The following is a 17,641-nucleotide window of genomic DNA, read 5'->3' as shown; positions in this document are numbered from 1 at the left end:
ATTGAAAGGAAAGTTTTTTATATTTTAATTATGCTGATTTGGGGATTAATAAGAAAGAAGCTCTTAATTATAAGAGCTTCCAATTTATATTTTAAATTACTTTTTTTGAGTTAAAGTAGAAATGGCTTCACGGTAACACAATTCAAGTTTTTCTCGACTATCGGCAGTAATATGTAAGTCTTGTAATCGACCATTATTAATCCCATATACCCAGCCGTGGATCATCACTTTTTGGCCACGTTTCCATGCAGACTGCATGATCGTTGAATGCCCTAAGTTATAAACTTGCTCAACAACATTTAACTCACATAAACGGTTAAGACGCTCACAAGGCTTTAATTCACCCAACATAGAGCTATGTCTGTACCAAATATCTCTTATGTGTAATAGCCAGTTATTAATTAAGCCAAGTTCGGTATTATCAACCGCCGCTTCAATACCACCACAGCCATAGTGGCCGCAAATAATAATGTGCTCAACTTGTAAGACATCAACCGCATATTGAATGACTGATAAACAGTTTAGGTCAGTGTGAATGACTAAGTTGGCAACATTACGGTGCACAAAAAGGTCCCCAGGTGCCGCGTTAATGAGTTTTTCTGCAGGTACTCGGCTGTCAGAGCAGCCTATCCATAAGAATCTCGGCTTTTGTGCTTTTGATAATTCTTTGAAGAATTCGGGGTCTTGTTCATTGACTGATGCTGACCATGCTTCATTGTTAGCAAACAGCTCTTCGATTTTTCTCATCATGACTTATAGCCTAGTTGTGTTACTTTGCGATAAAATCTTATACAACATTTATTGATTAATTAATAATTAGTTATACTAATTTTAATGCCCTTATGATGAACCTGTCTTTTAGACAAGACAACCCTAAATTTATAACATATTGAATTATATTGTATAAACTAATTATCTCTTTTCTGCATAACATAGAGCAGAAAAAAGTGGCATCATGGTGATATATTGCCTTCAAACCGTTCTAAGAATAAAGGTTTTTTTTACATATGACATATGCACTTGAGTTATCGCAGTTAACCAAAACCTACCCAGGTGGTGTGAAAGCCCTGAAAGGGATTGATCTGAGCGTTGAAGACGGTGACTTTTACGCATTGTTGGGACCAAATGGCGCGGGTAAATCAACTACAATAGGGATCATTAGCTCGCTGGTAAACAAAACAAGCGGGTCTGTAAAAGTATTTGGTTATGATTTAGAAAAACAAGTTGTGCAAGCAAAGCAGCAACTTGGATTAGTGCCTCAAGAGTTTAATTTCAATCCATTTGAAACGGTATTACAAATTGTCCTTAACCAAGCCGGTTATTATGGGGTTACGCGTTCTGTTGCGGTACAACGTGCAGAGCAGTACCTAACCCAACTTGATTTATGGGAAAAGCGTGATGAGCGGGCACGTAATTTGTCCGGTGGTATGAAACGCCGTTTAATGATAGCCCGTGCATTGATGCACCAACCAAAGCTATTAATTTTGGATGAACCCACGGCGGGTGTTGATATTGAGCTTCGTCGCTCAATGTGGACATTTTTAAAGAATCTTAACGCTCAGGGGACGACAATTATTTTAACAACTCACTATTTGGAAGAGGCTGAAATGTTGTGCCGTAATATTGGCATTATTCAACATGGTGAATTAGTTGAAAATACTAGTATGAAGCAATTACTGAGCCAATTAGAATCAGAAACCTTTATTTTTGATTTAATGCCAAAAAGTCCGATCCCTCAATTATTAGGGTATGAATCTCGTTTGATAGATACTTCAACACTTGAGGTGGATGTTAAAAGAGAGCAAGGTCTAAATAGTGTCTTTAGCCAATTTAGTGAGCAAGGTGTTCAGATTTTAAGTATGCGAAATAAAGCAAACCGATTAGAAGAGTTATTTGTTAACTTAGTTAAAAGAGAAAGTAATGCAACCGAGAAGGAGATTGCAAGATGATCTCATTATATTGGGTCGCATTGAAAACCATTTGGATAAAAGAAGTCACACGGTTTGGTCGTATTTGGATACAAACACTATTACCACCGGTGATCACCATGTCGCTGTATTTTGTGATTTTTGGTAACTTAATTGGTTCTAGAATTGGTGATATGGGTGGTGTGGATTATATGCAATTCATCGTCCCTGGGTTAATCATGATGGCGGTGATCACTAATTCATATTCAAATGTTTGTTCTTCTTTCTTTGGCTCTAAATTTCAGAAAAATATCGAAGAATTACTGGTAGCCCCCGTTCCGACGCATATTATTATCGCAGGTTTTGTCGGCGGTGGTGTTGCTAGAGGGATTTTAGTGGGTTTTCTTGTTACATTGGTATCGTTATTCTTTATTCCATTGCAAGTACATTCATGGGCAATGGTAGTCATAACGTTATTGCTAACCGCAATTGTATTTTCACTTGCTGGCTTACTAAATGCTATCTTCGCAAAGACATTTGATGATATTAGTATTGTTCCAACCTTTGTCTTAACACCATTAACGTATTTAGGTGGTGTATTTTATTCACTATCACTGTTACCACCGTTTTGGCAAGCCGTTTCTAAACTGAACCCAATTGTGTACATGATCAGCGGCTTTCGTTATGGTTTTCTGGGAATAGCCGATGTTTCTATCGCGATTACGTTAGGCGTCTTAATGATTTTCTTAGTCGTCTTTTATGCATTAACATGGTTTTTGATTGAGCAAGGTAGAGGCTTAAGAAGTTAAATTTTGGGCTGAAATTGTGTAAAAAAAACGGCTTTTGGTACTTAGCGTAATCAAAAGCCGTTTTTTATTGAGATGTATATAAATGGCAATACTAATCAAATTGTTGGATAAATAAAATCCAACATTATGCCACTTGAACAGGGACTGCTTTTGCGATGCGACTCATTTTATTGTTTTCATCAAAATAAGCCACTTTTGGCTTATGTAGGCGCGCATCTTCATCTTCCATTTGTACATAAGAACAAATAATCAGCTTATCACCAACCGCAGCGCGGCGGGCAGCAGCACCATTAACCGAGATGATTTTTGAGCCCCGTTCGCCTGAAATTGCGTAAGTCGAAAAACGTTCGCCATTATCAACGTTGTAAATATCAATGGCCTCGTATTCAAGGATCCCAGCGGCATCCATAAAGTCCTGATCAATCGCACATGAGCCTTCGTAGTGTAAGTCTGCTTGTGTGACTGTGACGCGATGGAGTTTGCCTTGCAACATTCTTCTTAACATGTCTTCTTCGTCCTTCAAATTGCAGCGTTGTTGACTACGTGCGCTCGCCCTAGTCACATATTTATGTATGCTCCTAGGGACTCACTTACTTGTCGCCTAGCTGCAATCTGAATGACTTTGAATAAAATCATAGTGCCTTCAAAACTGCAGCGTTGTTGACTACGTGTATATAAGTCGCAACAGGCTTAGCAACGCAGCAAGATGGTTGCTGTGATAGTGTTATAAGTCTTATTGTTTTATGCAATATTACTTGGTAGGTCAACTTGTAAATTGTCAATAAGACGCGTTTGACCTAACCATGCCGCCATTAAAATAACCGCACGTTTACTGGACTCACCAAGTGGTAATAATGTATCTGCATCGCGAATAAATAGCTCATCAGGAGTAAAGCCGGCTTCTCGTAAGCTATTGTTCATCTCTTCAATAATAACTTCAGATGCATCAGGTTCAGCCACTAATTTTTCACCCGCTTGTTGCATAATTTGATACAGCTTAGGCGCTGTTTTTAGCTCTTCCGCTGACAAATTATTGTTGCGTGAGCTCAGTGCTAGACCATTCTTGGCTCTAACTGTTGGGACGCTAACAATTTGTGTATCAAATGATAAGTCAGCAACTAACTTGCGAATTAATTGTAATTGCTGGTAATCCTTCTCACCAAACAAGGCAATATCTGGCTGTACTAAGTTGAACAACTTAGTAATAACCGTTGCGACACCTTTAAAGTGCCCAGGGCGGCTTGCGCCTTCTAATATGGTCGATAACTCTGGAACTTCAACAAAAGTCTGTTTTTCCATCCCTTCTGGGTAGAATTCTTGAGGGGAAGGCGCAAAAACCAAATTGATGTCACGACGTTTTAGTTTTTCGCAATCTTCTTGCAACGTTCGTGGGTAATTGGCTAAATCAGATTGCCTATCAAATTGCATCGGGTTAACGAAGATACTGGCAATCACAACATCAGCTTGTTTTTTTGCTTGGTCAATGAGTGTTAAGTGACCATCATGTAAATTACCCATTGTTGGGACAAGTGCAATACGTTTGCCTTCTTGTTTCCAGCGGCGGATTTCACGGCGTAAGATAAGCGCCGTTTCAACGATAAGCATACGTGTGTTCCTTATAATTTCTGACATCAATTAAGAAAAAGAATGGGCTTCACTTGGGTAAATGCCATCTTCCACTTCTTGGATATACATACGAATAGCATCATGAAGGTTGCCCGCTTGAGCTAAAAAGTTTTTTGCGAATTTAGGGGCTCGTGCGGTAATACCCAGCGCATCATGCATAACAAGAATTTGTCCATCAGTCCCATTTCCCGCACCAATACCAATCACGGGCAATAGTAGCTCTTCCGTAACATGATTGGCTAAGGTGGTTGGGACACATTCAAGAACCAACAATTGGATGCCTGCATTTTCTAGTGCAATCGCATCTTTGAGTAATTGATTGGCGGTGACTTCATCACGTCCTTGGACTTTATAACCGCCAAGGACATTGACGGCTTGTGGCGTTAAACCTAGATGGCCACACACAGGAACAGAGCGTTCTCCTAGCATTCTTACCGTATCACATAACCAACTGCCACCCTCAATTTTGACCATGTTTGCGCCTGCCTGCATTAAAATAGCCGCATTGGCGCAAGCTTGTTCTGGTGTGGCGTAACTCATAAATGGCATATCTGCAATAATGAAGGCATTTGGCGCGCCTTTGCGAACGCATCGGGTGTGGTAAGCAATTTGCTCGACAGTAACGGGTAAGGTGGAGGATTCACCTTGAATCGTCATTCCCAGTGAGTCTCCAACGAGCATCACTTGGATACCTTGCTCATAAAATAATTGAGCGAAGCTTGAGTCATAGGCTGTCATAGTTGCAAATTTGTGTTTGTCTTTTTTAAACTGACATAAATCAGCCAGAGAAATTGGTTTCATTATAATAACCTCCGGAAATGATCTCCCTGCGACCATACCTCATAAGAGGTTGAACATTTCAGGCTGGAATATCCCAAAACGTTAGGCCATTTCGAGGGACTTGTGTGAGTCTTTCTGAAAGCTTTTCGCCATCAGGAAAAACAAGAGAAGGGGCGATTTCACTAAGCGGATACAACATAAATTCACGCTCTTTTAGCCCATAATGTGGAACGATCAACCGTTCAGTATTGATGATACGGTTACCAAAAAGCATGATATCGAGGTCCAGCGTTCGTGGCCCCCAACGCTCCTCTTTGCGTACACGGCCCAGCTCAAGTTCGATTTTTTGTGTATAGTTGAGGAGAACTTCGGGCTCAAGAGTTGTTTCAAGTAACACAGCCAGATTAAGAAAATCTGGCTGATTTTGCGGGCCTAGAGGCTTAGTTCGATAAACAGAAGAGGTAGAAACAACGCGGCTATTGGGTATCGCATCTAAAGCTGCAATAGCTTGCTGTGCCTGTAATAGTGGCTCACCAAGGTTACTTCCTACAGCAATATAGACTTGTTCCATTATATTCTCTCTATCTATTATGACTTATTTGACCGACGTGCCCCAGAACCGCCTTGTGATGAACGTGGACGATGGCGGCGGCGAGTGGGTGCATTGCCTAATTCCGAAATCATTTCACGCTGTTTGATATTATTTGCTTGCTGAAAATCAGTCCACCATAACGCTAGCTCTTGTAACTCGTTGCGGTGCTCGACATTAGCTCTTAATTCTAATAAATCAAACGCTGCACGGAATTTTGGGTGTTCCATTAATTTATTGGCACGACGGCCTTGGCGGCGAGGTAAGCGTAACTGCAATAACCAAATATCACGCATTGTGGTTGTAATGCGTTTTGGGATAGCAATTGAACGGCACTGCTCGTCTAGAATATCATTCATTGCCAGCGCAAAGGCGTCGTAATAGGCCAACCCGCCTTCTTGAGATAACTTCTCAGCATGCTCTGTAACTGGGTACCATAACATAACAGCAAATAAAAAAGCAGGGTTAACACGCTTATCATTTTTTAGTCTGAAGTCAGTATTTTTAAGAACTTGCTCAATGATTTTTTCCATTGGCGAATCACTGTTATCTGTAAAACGGCTTGCGACAACAGGGAAAAGTTGCTCAAACAAACCATACTTTTTGAGCATTTTATAGGTAGCGTAACCTTGGCCTGCTTGGAGTAATTTGAGAGACTCTTCAAATAACCGAGCAGATGGAATTTCTCTCAATAAATGAGCAAGTTGGTAAATTGGCTCAGCGGTTTTTGGTTCGATGCTCATATTTAATTTGCAGGCAAAACGTACCGCTCTTAGCATTCTAACAGGGTCTTCACGATAGCGCGTTTCAGGATCACCAATTAGACGAATAACGCCAGCTTTGAGGTCATTCAAGCCATTGACGTAGTCACGTAATGTGAAGTCTTCAATGTTGTAATATAGACTGTTAACGGTGAAGTCCCGACGAATCGCATCTTCTTCAATGGAGCCAAAGATGTTATCGCGCAATAGCATGCCGTTTTGTGCTTGTGCAGATAAGTTTTTGTCATCTGATGCATTTTGGTCATGGTGGCCACGGAAAGTTGCAACTTCTATGATTTCGGGGCCAAACATAATATGTGCCAGCCGAAAACGGCGACCCACTAAACGGCAGTTACGGAATAATTTGCGGATCTGTTCAGGCGTTGCGTTTGTCGTAATATCGAAGTCTTTAGGTTTTTGACCTAAAAGCAAATCACGCACACCACCACCCACTAAGTAGGCTTCAAAGCCACTTTTGTTTAAGCGATACAGCACTTTTAATGCATTGTCACTAATATCACTGCGTGAAATAGGGTGCTCGGAACGCGGGATAACAGTAATGTTTTCGTCGTTTACGGTTGTCATTGTAGGGCGCTTCTCAGGTGTTGAATCGGCACGTTGAGATTGACGAACCGTTTTTTTAATAGGGGTTGTTTTATGGGGTTGAGCTGTGTTCTGCTCTTTAGATGCGGTTTGCGCATGAGCAGAATGAGTGACTGGCCTTTTACCGGCTGCCTGTATATCTCGCGAAGGATCACGATGTTGTACTGCATCTTCAGGGGATGCGTCTGTATTGCGAGATAAAATATTACGGCAGAAATTTGCTACTCGGTTAAAAATAGTACACCTCGATGTCATTACCAATATTCATTAAACAAAATAAGCGGCTAATCATAGCTCACAGAAGTTTCTTTGAGAATGGTTAAACGAATAAAAGTCACCTCTAATTATAAACGTTACCAATAAAATTTACGTAAAATAATAGCCAGAAAAGCGTTCTCGCTATAGGCGGATACGATTAGAAGCCTTATTTTAAGCGATTTTTTGTTGTCAGTTAATTATTTAAGCTCAAACTGTAGAGCAAAAAAATAACATAATCTATTTGCGTAAAAAATTATGTGAAAGTAAATATTTATCTTATTTAAAGGTGAGTGAGAGGCGATCGTGGCCATCAACTGGCAGAAAGTAGGGAGTAGGATGGGGTTGACTTGATGGTTAATGTAAATCAAAAGTCAGGAGTGGAACATAATAGCATGAAGCGTTTCCCTTGTAACGGCGCAGTAATATGCGCCGTTCAGGACTCCATATAGACACTAGCCTGCCATTTGCTTTTCGCGAATTTCTGCTAATGTTTTACAGTCGATACATAAATCAGCGGTAGGACGGGCTTCCAAACGACGGATACCAATTTCTACACCACATGATTCACAATAGCCAAAGTCGTCATCTTCAACTTTTTTCAGCGTTTTTTCGATTTTCTTAATCAGTTTACGTTCACGGTCCCGGTTACGTAATTCAAGGCTGAATTCTTCTTCCTGAGCGGCTCTATCAACGGGGTCTGGAAAGTTAGCTGCCTCATCTTGCATATGAGTAACAGTCCGGTCCACTTCATCTCTGAGTTGATTGCGCCATGCTTCGAGAATGAGCTTAAAATGCGCCAACTGGGCCTCGTTCATGTACTCTTCGCCAGCTTTTTCATGATAGGGTTCAACCCCAGCAATGGCGAGAATGCTTAAGGACGATGTCTTACGTTTTTGCCCTTCTTGCATAATGCTTCTCCTACACACGCAAATTTTACAAAAACCCCAAGGGGGAAAAATTAAGGTCGCTATAAATAGCAGAAGACTGCTCTCTTGGCAATCGTTCCTGCAATGAGTTTTGTAATGCTGTGAGGGCGAGCGTGTTTATTCCCTTTTTAGCGCCCAGAACTCTGCGGCCTCGTATAAAAATCGGTTAAAAAAACTTTATTTAATAGAGTTAAAGTGAATCTGCTTACTTAACACCATTTGTTGAACAGTTATATCAGCTTGATAACAAAGCACTTCAACACCACTTTGTCTCGCTGCCTCTAATAATTGCGCATATTGCTTATCAATATGAGCCGCTGCTGATGCTACGTGAATACCTGTGTGCAAAGCAACAAACAATAGTATGGCTCTTTTTCCTTCTTTCGCAATATGCATGAGCTCTCTTAAATGCTTTTGGCCTCTAAGTGTCACTGCATCAGGAAAGAATCCTTGATTATTTTCGAGTAAAGTTACTGATTTTACTTCGATAAAGCAATCTGGCAATCCATTTTGCGTTAGAAAAAAATCGATTCGACTATTTTCGGTGCCATATTTAACTTCAGGTTTTATTACACTATATTCAGATAATTCTGGAATGTGTTTTTCGGTTAATGCTTGTGCAACTAATTGGTTCGCACGAAGGGTATTAATGCAAATAAAATGGCCGTCTGCGGTTTGGGTTAACTCCCAACTATACGGGTATTTGCGTTTTGTATTATTGGAAGTCGAATACCAAATGGTATCACCAGGGGTAGCACAACCTGTCATAGCGCCTGTATTTGCACAGTGAATGGTAATTTCTTCACCGCTCGGTAAAGTGACATCAGCCAAAAAGCGCTTGTAACGCTTAATTAAAGTAGCTGGTTGTAAGGCGGGTTCAAATTCCATGGGGTCTCCGCTATCGTTGTCGGTAATATGCTTACTGGCAAAAGAGGCTAATGCTACAATGTCTAACAGTAAAAGTTAAATACATGGAGTGATAACCCCAGTGTTACCGATATTTGAAGTTTGTGAGGACATACTTACCGCATTAACCTCTTCTCCTCAAGTTTTGCTTCATGCACCGACAGGTGCTGGTAAATCAACAGTTTTACCGTTAGAAATATTAAAGAGTGGGGTTATTAACGGGCGGGTTATCATGTTAGAGCCTCGTCGCTTAGCAGCGCGCTCAGTGGCTGCTCGCCTTGCACAGCAACTCGGTGAAGAAGTTGGTCATACTATTGGTTTACGCATGCGCTCTGAAACTAAAGTTAGTCGCCACTCGCGTCTTGAAGTGGTTACCGAAGGCGTACTCACTCGCTTACTGCAAAATGATCCCATGCTTGAAGGGGTTGGTTTAGTCATTTTAGATGAGTTCCATGAGCGAAATTTACAGGCAGACCTTGGTCTCGCTTTGCTAATTGATTCACAGCAAGCCTTACGTGAAGATTTACGTATTCTATTGATGTCTGCGACATTGGATAATCAAGGGCTGTCTCAGTTGTTTCCTGATGCTCCGGTTATCACGTCACAAGGGCGTACATTCCCCGTAATACGTGAATATCATCCTATTAACCCAAATAAACTCTTTCATAAAGAAGTCGCATTGGCGGCTTGGCAGTTATTGCAGCAAGAACATGGGGCTTTATTATTATTTCTTCCAGGTATGGGGGAAATCGAGAAAGTAAGAGCAGAGCTCGCTTTGATGGTTAGTGAGGACATACTTTTATGTCCTTTATACGGTGCATTATCCCTACAAGCCCAGCAACAGGCGATTCAGCTAGCACCAGAAGGAGTGCGAAAGGTCGTATTAGCCACCAATATTGCAGAAACCAGCTTGACGATTGAAGGGATCCGCCTTGTGATAGACAGTGGTTTTGAACGCGTGGGGCAATTCAATCCACGAACAGGACTAACAAAACTAGTTAAACAGCGAATTAGCCAAGCGTCGATGGCACAACGTGCAGGCCGAGCAGGCCGTTTGGAAGAAGGTGTTTGCTGGCACTTATTCAGTGAAGAGCAGGCTGAGCGTGCGGCACAATTTAGCGAGGCCGAAATTGCACAAAGTGACTTGAGCAGCTTATGGTTATCTTTATTACAATGGGGTTGTCACGATGCCGCACAGCTGAACTGGCTGACTTTACCCCCTAAACCGGCAATATCAGCGGCAAAAAATTTACTTGGCAAATTAGGTGCTATTGATGCAGCAAACAAGTTAACGCCTTTTGGGCAGCAGATGGCGGAGTTAGGCAGTTCAGTACGAACAGCGGCAATGTTATGTAAAGCACAACAAAGCCAAAATCAGTCTGTTATCCAATTAGCTGCACTGTTGGTGGCGATTATCGAGGAACCACCTCGTCAACAAGATGCGGATCTTCGCTATTGCATAGAAAGGCCAACAGAGGGGTGGTGTAAGAGAGCATCAGTGCTTTGTGAACAAAGAGTATCGAGTATCATTGGTAAGCAAGATGCACTCATTAGTGAGTGGTTACCAACGTTGCTGGCCACAGCGTTTCCCGACTACATAGCGAAATCTCGAGATAACCAACAACGCTATCAACTGGCGAATGGTTTAGGGGCGATATTGAATGAATCGGATAGATTATCCGGTTCTCCATGGTTAATCGTCGTGGCTTTATGGCAACCCGAAAATATGGCAGATGCCCGTATTTCCTTGGCTTACCCTGTAGATATTGACAGACTACAAGCAGATTGCCCATCGCTGTTTAACAAACAAGAAACGGTCGAATGGGATGAACAAAAAGGGACATTATTAGCTTGGAAACGCTTGCAATGCGGTCAATTAGTGGTGAAATCAGAACGTTTAAGCAACCCTGATAACACTGAAATTCGTTATGCGTTAGTTTATTGGTTGAAGCAAAATGGCTTGCAGCAATTAAACTGGCAGGAAAATGCTCTACAACTGTGTATCCGCTGCACGTTAGCTAAGCAGTATTTTCCTGATATTAATTTGCCTGATTTTGATGAAGCGGCACTATTGGATTCACTGGATGAATGGCTAGAGCCTTATCTTGATGGCATAACAAATAAACAAAAATTACAGCAGATTGATTTAGCCTCCTTATTGGTTAATCGATTAGATTGGCAGCAGCAACAGTGGTTAGAACGCATGTTTCCGGTAACCTATCGAGCGCCATCTTCACATGATGTAAGTATTCACTACGCATTAGATAAACCACCAGTCATAGCGATTCGTATGCAAGAAATGTACGGGGAAAAAGCGAACCCGACTGTTGCACAAGGAAAAATAACCGTAACAGTTTCTCTGTTGTCTCCTGCCATGCGGCCGTTACAGATCACGCAAGATCTTGGTGCATTTTGGCAAGGCAGCTATAAAGAGATACAAAAAGAGATGAAAGGGCGCTATCCAAAACATTTATGGCCAGATGACCCTGTAAATACTGCGCCAACGAGACAAACAAAAAAAGCGATGATGGGTGCGAAATAATCTATTTTTATGCTCTAATAGCGGGTTTCCTCATTGGCTCTATCAATGAGCCGACTGAGTAAGGAAATGTAATTAAGAGCTTTCTTTGGTGAAATCTCTGGGGTTCTAGGCCAAAATTAACCACTAAACTGACATTACTAGTGCGTTATTAAGTTATTTTGTAATGTGATATGGAGTGACCATGTCAGGTAAAGATTTTGAACCAATCGGCAGACGTAACAAAAAAACTGCTGGGAAAAAACAGTCTTCATCCCGCCGCCGCCGTAGAGACCGCGATGACTATGACGATGAAGATTTATTCGAAGATGATGATATTGACGAACAATATCTCGATGATGAAGATGAAGAAGAGCAAATGGCTAAAAAAGGCTCAAAAAATAACAAACCTCGAAAGGTAAAAAGTAAATGGCGTTGGTTTTGGCTACTAGTCAAACTGATGATCGTGTTTGCTGTTTTACTTGCGGCATATGGTTTTTATTTAAATCAACAAATTAAAGAACGCCTCGATGGTAAGGTTTGGGATTTACCCGCCGCAGTATACGGCCGAATGGTCAACCTTGAGCCGGGGATGGACTACAGCCAGGCAGAAATGGTTCGCCTACTTGAAGGTATGCAATACCGTAAGGTGAGTAAGATAACGACATCGGGCGAATTTGTGGTGCGTGGTAATAGCATCGAAATCTTACGTAGGCCGTTTAATTTCCCTGATCAAAAAGAAGGGCAAATCCTTGCGCGCATGGTGTTTGAAAATAACGCGTTGAGCAAGATTGAAAACATGGAAAACGGTCGCTCATTTGGCTTTTTCCGTTTAGACCCGAAACTGATCACGATGATGCAGTCGGCGAATAATGAGCAACGGTTAGTTTTACCGATATCTGATTTTCCTGAGTCTCTAGTTAAAATCTTACTAGAAACCGAAGATCGCAACTTTTATGAGCACGATGGCGTCAGTTTATACTCTATTGGCCGTGCTGTTGTTGCTAACTTAAGTGCAGGGCGCTCCGTTCAAGGGGGAAGTACTTTAACCCAACAGTTAGTCAAAAATCTGTTTTTGACCAATGAACGGACATTAAAGCGTAAAGCCAATGAAGCCTATATGGCGGTTTTACTGGACTACAATTACAGCAAAGAGCGTATTTTAGAGCTGTATTTAAACGAAGTCTTTTTAGGCCAAAATGGTAATGACGAAATTCGTGGTTTCCCGTTAGCGAGCCTGTATTATTTCGGTAGACCAATCAATGAGTTAAGCTTTGACCAACAGGCGTTATTAGTCGGTATGGTACAAGGGGCATCAACGTATAATCCTTGGACTAAGCCACAAAATGCGATTAAACGTCGAAACATTGTGCTGAAAATCTTGGAAACGCGTGGCGTGATTGACCAAGAAATGTATCAAGTGCTAAGCGCAAGGCCTCTCGGTGTGAAAAACAAAGAAGGGCTGGTGGCTTCTCAACCTGCCTTTATGCAAATGGTTCGTTTAGAACTCAATGAAAAATTGGGTGATAAAGTTAAAGAACTCTCTGGTGCGAAAATTTTTACCACTCTAGACCCAGTGGCTCAAACTGCGGCTGAAAATGCAGTTGAAAATGGTGTCGCTGATTTGCGTAAATCTCGTAAATTAGATGACATAGAAGGGGCAATGGTGGTAGTTGACCGCATTAATGGCGAAGTACGCGCGATGGTTGGTGGCTCTCAACCCCAATATTCAGGGTTTAACCGTGCGTTAAATGCACGGCGTAGCATTGGTTCTCTGGCAAAACCTCCGGTATACCTCGCTGCACTAAGTGAACCGGACCGTTTTCGTTTAAATACATGGTTAAAAGATGAGCCACTAACAGTAAAAGTCGGAAACCAAAACTGGAGCCCAAGAAACTACAGCCGTAATTTCAACGGCCGTATGATGTTAGTTGACGCTTTGGCAAAATCACAAAATATCCCAACGGTAAACTTAGGGCTAGAGGTTGGTTTAGACCAAGTGTTTAATACGTTTGTACGCTTAGGAGCTCCCGCGGCTGCTATGGAAAAAGTTCCTGCGATGCTATTAGGTGCAATTAACCTAACACCAGCGGAAGTTGCTCAAGTTTATCAAACCATTGGTGGTAACGGTAATCGTGCGAAATTATCGGCATTGCGTTCTGTTATTGATGGAGATGGCAATGAAATTTACCAAAGCTACCCATCAGCTGAGCGAGCAGTACCTTCCCAAGCTGCATACCTCACATTGTATGGTATGCAGCAAGTGGTTAAACAAGGTACGGGCAGAGTTTTATTGACCAAATATGCTAAGTATAATTTAGCCGGTAAAACAGGGACAACTAACGATCTACGCGATAGCTGGTATGCAGGTATTGATGGCAAAGAAGTAGCGATCGTGTGGGTTGGCCGTGATAATAACGGCCCAACACAATTAACAGGGGCGACAGGCGCACTGAAAGTGTACCAACGCTACTTAGAGAACCAAGCGCCATTAGCTCTTATCAACCGTGCACCAGAGGGCATTGTTGATATGCAAGTCACAGCTGACGGCCAATTAAGTTGCTCAAACTTCGGCGGCGGTAGAATGTTGCCGATTTGGACGGATAACCCAGAAGGGTTATGCCAAGCGTCTGAAAACGAAGCGCCAATTTGGGATCTCAATGGTAATAATGGCGAGCAGCAAGATGATGCACCGGATTGGGTTAAGGATATGTTTGGCAATAATCCCTAAATTCTCGTCATACTTCAACCTGTAGCGTTGTTGGTTGCACTCACTAGACCTAGTCACATACTATTGTATGCTCCTAGGCTCTAGCTCGCTGACCGCCTAGCTACAGGCTGAATTATTTAGAGAATTAATGAGTTAGAAAATTGTGGTGTAAGGCTGCAACTGGTGGCTATCCAATCTTTCTCTACCGATGCAAAAGAATAGAGGTGAAAGTAGGTAACATTTCACCTCCGTAATTTCAATATGAATTAATTCGTTTTGATCTTCATCAGCGCTGTTTCTGCCGCTTTAACTGTTTTCTCAATATCTTCATCACTGTGGGCGATTGACATAAAACCCGCTTCAAATGCAGAAGGCGCAAGGTAAATGCCTTGCTCTAACATGTAATGGAAAAATTTCTTAAAGCGTTCAACGTCGCACTTCATCACATCTTGGTAGCAAGTCACTGTTGGTGCGTCGGTGAAGAAAATACCAAACATACCACCGACGTGATTGATAACCATCGGGATACCTTGCTCTTGGGAAACACGTTTTAAACCACGAGCTAACTTTTCTGTTAATTCATTTAAACGTGAGTGCACACCCGGTTGAGAGACTTCTTTTAAACAAGCAAGACCAGCAGCCATCGCGACAGGATTACCAGATAAGGTTCCCGCTTGGTAAACAGGCCCAATTGGGGCTAGTTTTTCCATAATTTCAAGGCGGCCACCAAAGGCACCTACAGGCATACCACCACCGATGATTTTACCTAAACAGGTTAAATCAGGTTGAACATCATAGTAATCTTGTGCTCCACCTAATGCGACGCGAAAGCCAGTCATGACTTCATCAATGATGAGTACGGCATTGAATTCATCACATAACGCACGTAAACCCGGTAAGAACTCAGCCGTTGGTGGTACGCAATTCATATTTCCAGCAACAGGTTCAACAATCACACAGGCAATGTCTTCTGGATAATTTTCAAATGCTTGGCGAACTGAAGCTAGGTCATTATAGGTACAAGTTAATGTGTGTTTTACAAAATCTTCGGGGACGCCTGGGGAGTTTGGTTCACCCATCGTAAGCGCCCCAGAACCAGCTTTGACTAATAAACAGTCTGCATGGCCATGATAACAGCCTTCAAATTTGATGATTTTGTCGCGGCCTGTGTAACCTCGAGCCAGACGAATTGCACTCATGGTCGCCTCAGTACCTGAATTCACCATGCGTACCATATCCATAGAGGGGACTAACTCACAAACTAATTCAGCCATTTCAACTTCGGCGGCAGTCGGTGCACCAAAACTTAACCCTTTATGGACAGCTTTGATCACGGCATCACGGATCTCAGGATGGTTATGGCCTAATACCATCGGTCCCCATGAGCCAACGTAATCCACATAGGCTTTACCGTCAACGTCATAAATATAAGCGCCATCCGCTTTTTCAATAAATAATGGGGTTCCACCAACACCATTAAAAGCACGAACAGGGGAGTTTACACCACCAGGGATTTGTTCTTTTGCTTGTGCGTAAAGTTTTTCAGATTGTGACATCGCAGGGCTCCAGAAAGAGGCTAAGAAAAAATTGCCCTCATTCTAAAGCACCACACCAATTAAACCAAATATTGATACGAAGATATGCACAATGTGTCTAATTGCTTAACAACACTTGAACCATTTAGTCAAGTGGCGGATAATTAGGTTAATTGATCTGAGTAGGTTTTAGCCTACGCATGAATTTACCGGTCACCGGTTTGGAGTAAAAAATGAGTGATGATGCAGCTCTGCCTTTGCAATTTACTGATGCGGCAGCAATTAAAGTTAAAGATCTAGTCTCTGATGAGGACAACCCAAATCTGCGTCTGCGTGTTTATATCACTGGTGGCGGATGCAGCGGTTTCCAATATGGTTTCACATTTGATGACCAAATCAACGAAGGCGATATGACAATTGAAAAGCAAGGTGTTGCTCTTGTCGTAGACCCAATGAGTTTACAATATTTAGTCGGTGGAAGTGTTGATTATACCGAAGGTTTGGAAGGTTCGCGTTTTATTGTGACTAATCCGAATGCTAAGTCTACTTGTGGGTGTGGTTCGTCCTTCAGCGTCTAATTCTCGTCATCCTTCAACCTGTAGCTGTGTTGGCTGCATTCACTAGACCTAGTCACATACTTTTGTATGCTCCTAGGTTCTAGCTCATTTGCCGCCTTGCTACAGGCCGAATGATTTAGAGAATTATTGAGTTCTTCTTCAACCTGTAGCTGTGTTGGCTTCATTCAGCTACTCGGGTCACATACTTATATATGCTCCTCGAGATACCTTCATTTGCCGCCTTGCCAGAACTCGAACTATTTAGAAAATTTTCTTAATTCTTAATTCTTAATTCTTAATTCTTAATTCTTAATTCTTAATTCTTAATTAGATAATGAATTTAACTGCTCACACAGTTGTTCGGTTGCGTTCACAATCCTTGGGCCTGCACGGTGAAACCAATCTTCATTTAATCGGATTATTGGGATATTGAGCTGGGAGTGCCAAAATTCTTTCACTGCTTTTTCCTGTTCTGCTGAGCCCGTCATGATTATTACATCTGGTTTGCGAGTGAGTACCTGCTCACGACTGACTTGTGGCCATTGAACTGAGCTATTAGCAAAAATATTTTCACTCCCACAAAACTCGACGACATCATTTTGCAGCGTATGGTTACCAGCGCTAAATAGAGGTTGAGAGCCGAGCTGAATGAACACTCTCTTAGGTTTGTTATTAGAAATTTTTGTATTTTGATAAGGCGCTAGCTTAGCGCGCATTATTCCCACATTTTGTTGTGCAAGCTCTGGGTTTGGACTGTATTGTGCCAACTCAGTGACTGAATTAATGACATCATCAATGGTTTGAGGGTCAAAATAAATAATTGGAATGCCGAGATTCGCAAGCTGATCAAGAGGGCGTTGGGGGTTGCCTCCTCGCCATGCGAGGATTAAATCAGGTTTTAGTGCGATAATACGTTCTACATTTAAGCCTTGCCAATCAGAGACTTGCTCTAGTTTTTTAGCTTGTTCTGGGTAATCGGAGTAAGCACTGACCGCAATTAAGCTATCCCCAAGCCCTGCTGAATAAGCAAGCTCAGTATTGGCTGGTGATAAGCTGATAACGCGTTGCTTTGCCGCTCCTAGTGCCGAAAAAGCCACCAATAAACCACATAATAAGGTAATAGTAAGAGAGAAATAATGCGTTATTCTTTTCATAA

General features: G+C 42.0%; 15 protein-coding genes. 5 read left to right on the top strand and 10 right to left on the bottom strand.

The window, feature by feature from the left end; genetic code table 11:
- Window positions 1-96 precede the first annotated feature (96 nt).
- The gene (gene can / locus PR725_RS11210) at window positions 97-750 is read right to left on the bottom strand and encodes a carbonate dehydratase (protein ID WP_042851647.1); all 654 of its coding nucleotides are present in this window, start codon (window positions 748-750) and stop codon (window positions 97-99) included.
- Window positions 751-1,007: 257 nt separating this feature from the next.
- Between can and PR725_RS11205 the strand changes: the two genes are divergently transcribed.
- Together PR725_RS11205 and PR725_RS11200 are read left to right on the top strand one after the other, a co-directional pair.
- Entirely contained in the window at window positions 1,008-1,949 is a 942-nt protein-coding gene (locus PR725_RS11205; RefSeq protein ID WP_004913716.1) for an ABC transporter ATP-binding protein, read from the top strand.
- Window positions 1,946-2,716 (top strand): ABC transporter permease, encoded by a 771-nt coding sequence (locus tag PR725_RS11200; protein WP_004913713.1) that lies wholly within the window; start codon window positions 1,946-1,948, stop codon window positions 2,714-2,716. The genes PR725_RS11205 and PR725_RS11200 overlap by 4 nt, the downstream gene beginning before the upstream one ends.
- Before the next feature lie 124 nt (window positions 2,717-2,840).
- On the opposite strand, the gene panD is transcribed toward PR725_RS11200, so the two are convergent.
- From panD to sfsA, 7 genes are all read right to left on the bottom strand, one after another.
- The gene (gene panD, locus PR725_RS11195; protein WP_109912045.1) at window positions 2,841-3,221 is read right to left on the bottom strand and encodes an aspartate 1-decarboxylase; all 381 of its coding nucleotides are present in this window, start codon (window positions 3,219-3,221) and stop codon (window positions 2,841-2,843) included.
- Between the two features lie 236 nt (window positions 3,222-3,457).
- Window positions 3,458-4,321, bottom strand: a complete 864-nt coding sequence (gene panC / locus PR725_RS11190) for a pantoate--beta-alanine ligase (protein WP_004913709.1) — start codon at window positions 4,319-4,321, stop codon at window positions 3,458-3,460.
- A gap of 30 nt (window positions 4,322-4,351) precedes the next feature.
- Window positions 4,352-5,143: a 3-methyl-2-oxobutanoate hydroxymethyltransferase gene (gene panB / locus PR725_RS11185; RefSeq protein ID WP_004913707.1), complete on the bottom strand. Its 792-nt coding sequence runs from the start codon at window positions 5,141-5,143 to the stop codon at window positions 4,352-4,354.
- Between the two features lie 58 nt (window positions 5,144-5,201).
- Window positions 5,202-5,693, bottom strand: coding sequence for a 2-amino-4-hydroxy-6-hydroxymethyldihydropteridine diphosphokinase (gene folK / locus PR725_RS11180; RefSeq protein WP_004913705.1), 492 nt, complete (start codon window positions 5,691-5,693; stop codon window positions 5,202-5,204).
- A 17-nt stretch (window positions 5,694-5,710) separates the two neighbouring features.
- Window positions 5,711-7,057, bottom strand: a complete 1,347-nt coding sequence (gene pcnB / locus PR725_RS11175) for a polynucleotide adenylyltransferase PcnB (protein ID WP_206608472.1) — start codon at window positions 7,055-7,057, stop codon at window positions 5,711-5,713.
- Between the two features lie 728 nt (window positions 7,058-7,785).
- A complete protein-coding gene (gene dksA / locus PR725_RS11170) occupies window positions 7,786-8,241 on the bottom strand; it encodes an RNA polymerase-binding protein DksA (protein ID WP_004260494.1) in 456 nt (151 codons plus the stop codon).
- 195 nt (window positions 8,242-8,436) lie between these two features.
- Window positions 8,437-9,147: a DNA/RNA nuclease SfsA gene (gene sfsA, locus PR725_RS11165; RefSeq protein WP_004913698.1), complete on the bottom strand. Its 711-nt coding sequence runs from the start codon at window positions 9,145-9,147 to the stop codon at window positions 8,437-8,439.
- A 100-nt stretch (window positions 9,148-9,247) separates the two neighbouring features.
- Between sfsA and hrpB the strand changes: the two genes are divergently transcribed.
- Window positions 9,248-11,707 carry an ATP-dependent helicase HrpB gene (gene hrpB / locus PR725_RS11160; protein WP_272569028.1) on the top strand — a complete coding sequence of 820 codons (2,460 nt, stop codon included), beginning with the start codon at window positions 9,248-9,250 and terminating at the stop codon, window positions 11,705-11,707.
- Between the two features lie 181 nt (window positions 11,708-11,888).
- Entirely contained in the window at window positions 11,889-14,414 is a 2,526-nt protein-coding gene (gene mrcB, locus PR725_RS11155; RefSeq protein ID WP_109912048.1) for a bifunctional glycosyl transferase/transpeptidase, read from the top strand.
- A gap of 245 nt (window positions 14,415-14,659) precedes the next feature.
- Here mrcB and hemL read toward each other — a convergent pair whose 3' ends face one another.
- Window positions 14,660-15,949 (bottom strand): glutamate-1-semialdehyde 2,1-aminomutase, encoded by a 1,290-nt coding sequence (gene hemL, locus PR725_RS11150; protein ID WP_004913690.1) that lies wholly within the window; start codon window positions 15,947-15,949, stop codon window positions 14,660-14,662.
- A gap of 212 nt (window positions 15,950-16,161) precedes the next feature.
- Here hemL and erpA point away from each other — a divergent pair, with 212 nt between their 5' ends.
- The gene (erpA, locus tag PR725_RS11145; RefSeq protein WP_004260480.1) at window positions 16,162-16,506 is read left to right on the top strand and encodes an iron-sulfur cluster insertion protein ErpA; all 345 of its coding nucleotides are present in this window, start codon (window positions 16,162-16,164) and stop codon (window positions 16,504-16,506) included.
- Between the two features lie 302 nt (window positions 16,507-16,808).
- Here the strand turns inward: erpA and btuF are convergent, their stop codons facing one another.
- Window positions 16,809-17,639 carry a vitamin B12 ABC transporter substrate-binding protein BtuF gene (gene btuF, locus PR725_RS11140; protein ID WP_164528503.1) on the bottom strand — a complete coding sequence of 277 codons (831 nt, stop codon included), beginning with the start codon at window positions 17,637-17,639 and terminating at the stop codon, window positions 16,809-16,811.
- Window positions 17,640-17,641 lie beyond the last annotated feature (2 nt).

The sequence above is a fragment of the Providencia sp. PROV255 genome (assembly GCF_028478065.1).
GTDB lineage: Bacteria > Pseudomonadota > Gammaproteobacteria > Enterobacterales > Enterobacteriaceae > Providencia > Providencia rettgeri.
The sequence above is the reverse complement of the archived record's forward strand: the minus strand, read 5'-3'. Positions and strand labels throughout refer to the sequence as shown.

Bases quoted from the DNA above. Each gene is read 5' to 3' on its own strand.
- can (WP_042851647.1), bottom strand. From the start codon at position 750: ATGATGAGAAAAATCGAAGAGCTGTTTGCTAACAATGAAGCATGGTCA.
- PR725_RS11205 (WP_004913716.1), top strand. From the start codon at position 1,008: ATGACATATGCACTTGAGTTATCGCAGTTAACCAAAACCTACCCAGGT.
- PR725_RS11200 (WP_004913713.1), top strand. From the start codon at position 1,946: ATGATCTCATTATATTGGGTCGCATTGAAAACCATTTGGATAAAAGAA.
- panD (WP_109912045.1), bottom strand. From the start codon at position 3,221: ATGTTAAGAAGAATGTTGCAAGGCAAACTCCATCGCGTCACAGTCACA.
- panC (WP_004913709.1), bottom strand. From the start codon at position 4,321: ATGCTTATCGTTGAAACGGCGCTTATCTTACGCCGTGAAATCCGCCGC.
- panB (WP_004913707.1), bottom strand. From the start codon at position 5,143: ATGAAACCAATTTCTCTGGCTGATTTATGTCAGTTTAAAAAAGACAAA.
- folK (WP_004913705.1), bottom strand. From the start codon at position 5,693: ATGGAACAAGTCTATATTGCTGTAGGAAGTAACCTTGGTGAGCCACTA.
- pcnB (WP_206608472.1), bottom strand. From the start codon at position 7,057: ATGACAACCGTAAACGACGAAAACATTACTGTTATCCCGCGTTCCGAG.
- dksA (WP_004260494.1), bottom strand. From the start codon at position 8,241: ATGCAAGAAGGGCAAAAACGTAAGACATCGTCCTTAAGCATTCTCGCC.
- sfsA (WP_004913698.1), bottom strand. From the start codon at position 9,147: ATGGAATTTGAACCCGCCTTACAACCAGCTACTTTAATTAAGCGTTAC.
- mrcB (WP_109912048.1), top strand. From the start codon at position 11,889: ATGTCAGGTAAAGATTTTGAACCAATCGGCAGACGTAACAAAAAAACT.
- hemL (WP_004913690.1), bottom strand. From the start codon at position 15,949: ATGTCACAATCTGAAAAACTTTACGCACAAGCAAAAGAACAAATCCCT.
- erpA (WP_004260480.1), top strand. From the start codon at position 16,162: ATGAGTGATGATGCAGCTCTGCCTTTGCAATTTACTGATGCGGCAGCA.
- btuF (WP_164528503.1), bottom strand. From the start codon at position 17,639: ATGAAAAGAATAACGCATTATTTCTCTCTTACTATTACCTTATTATGT.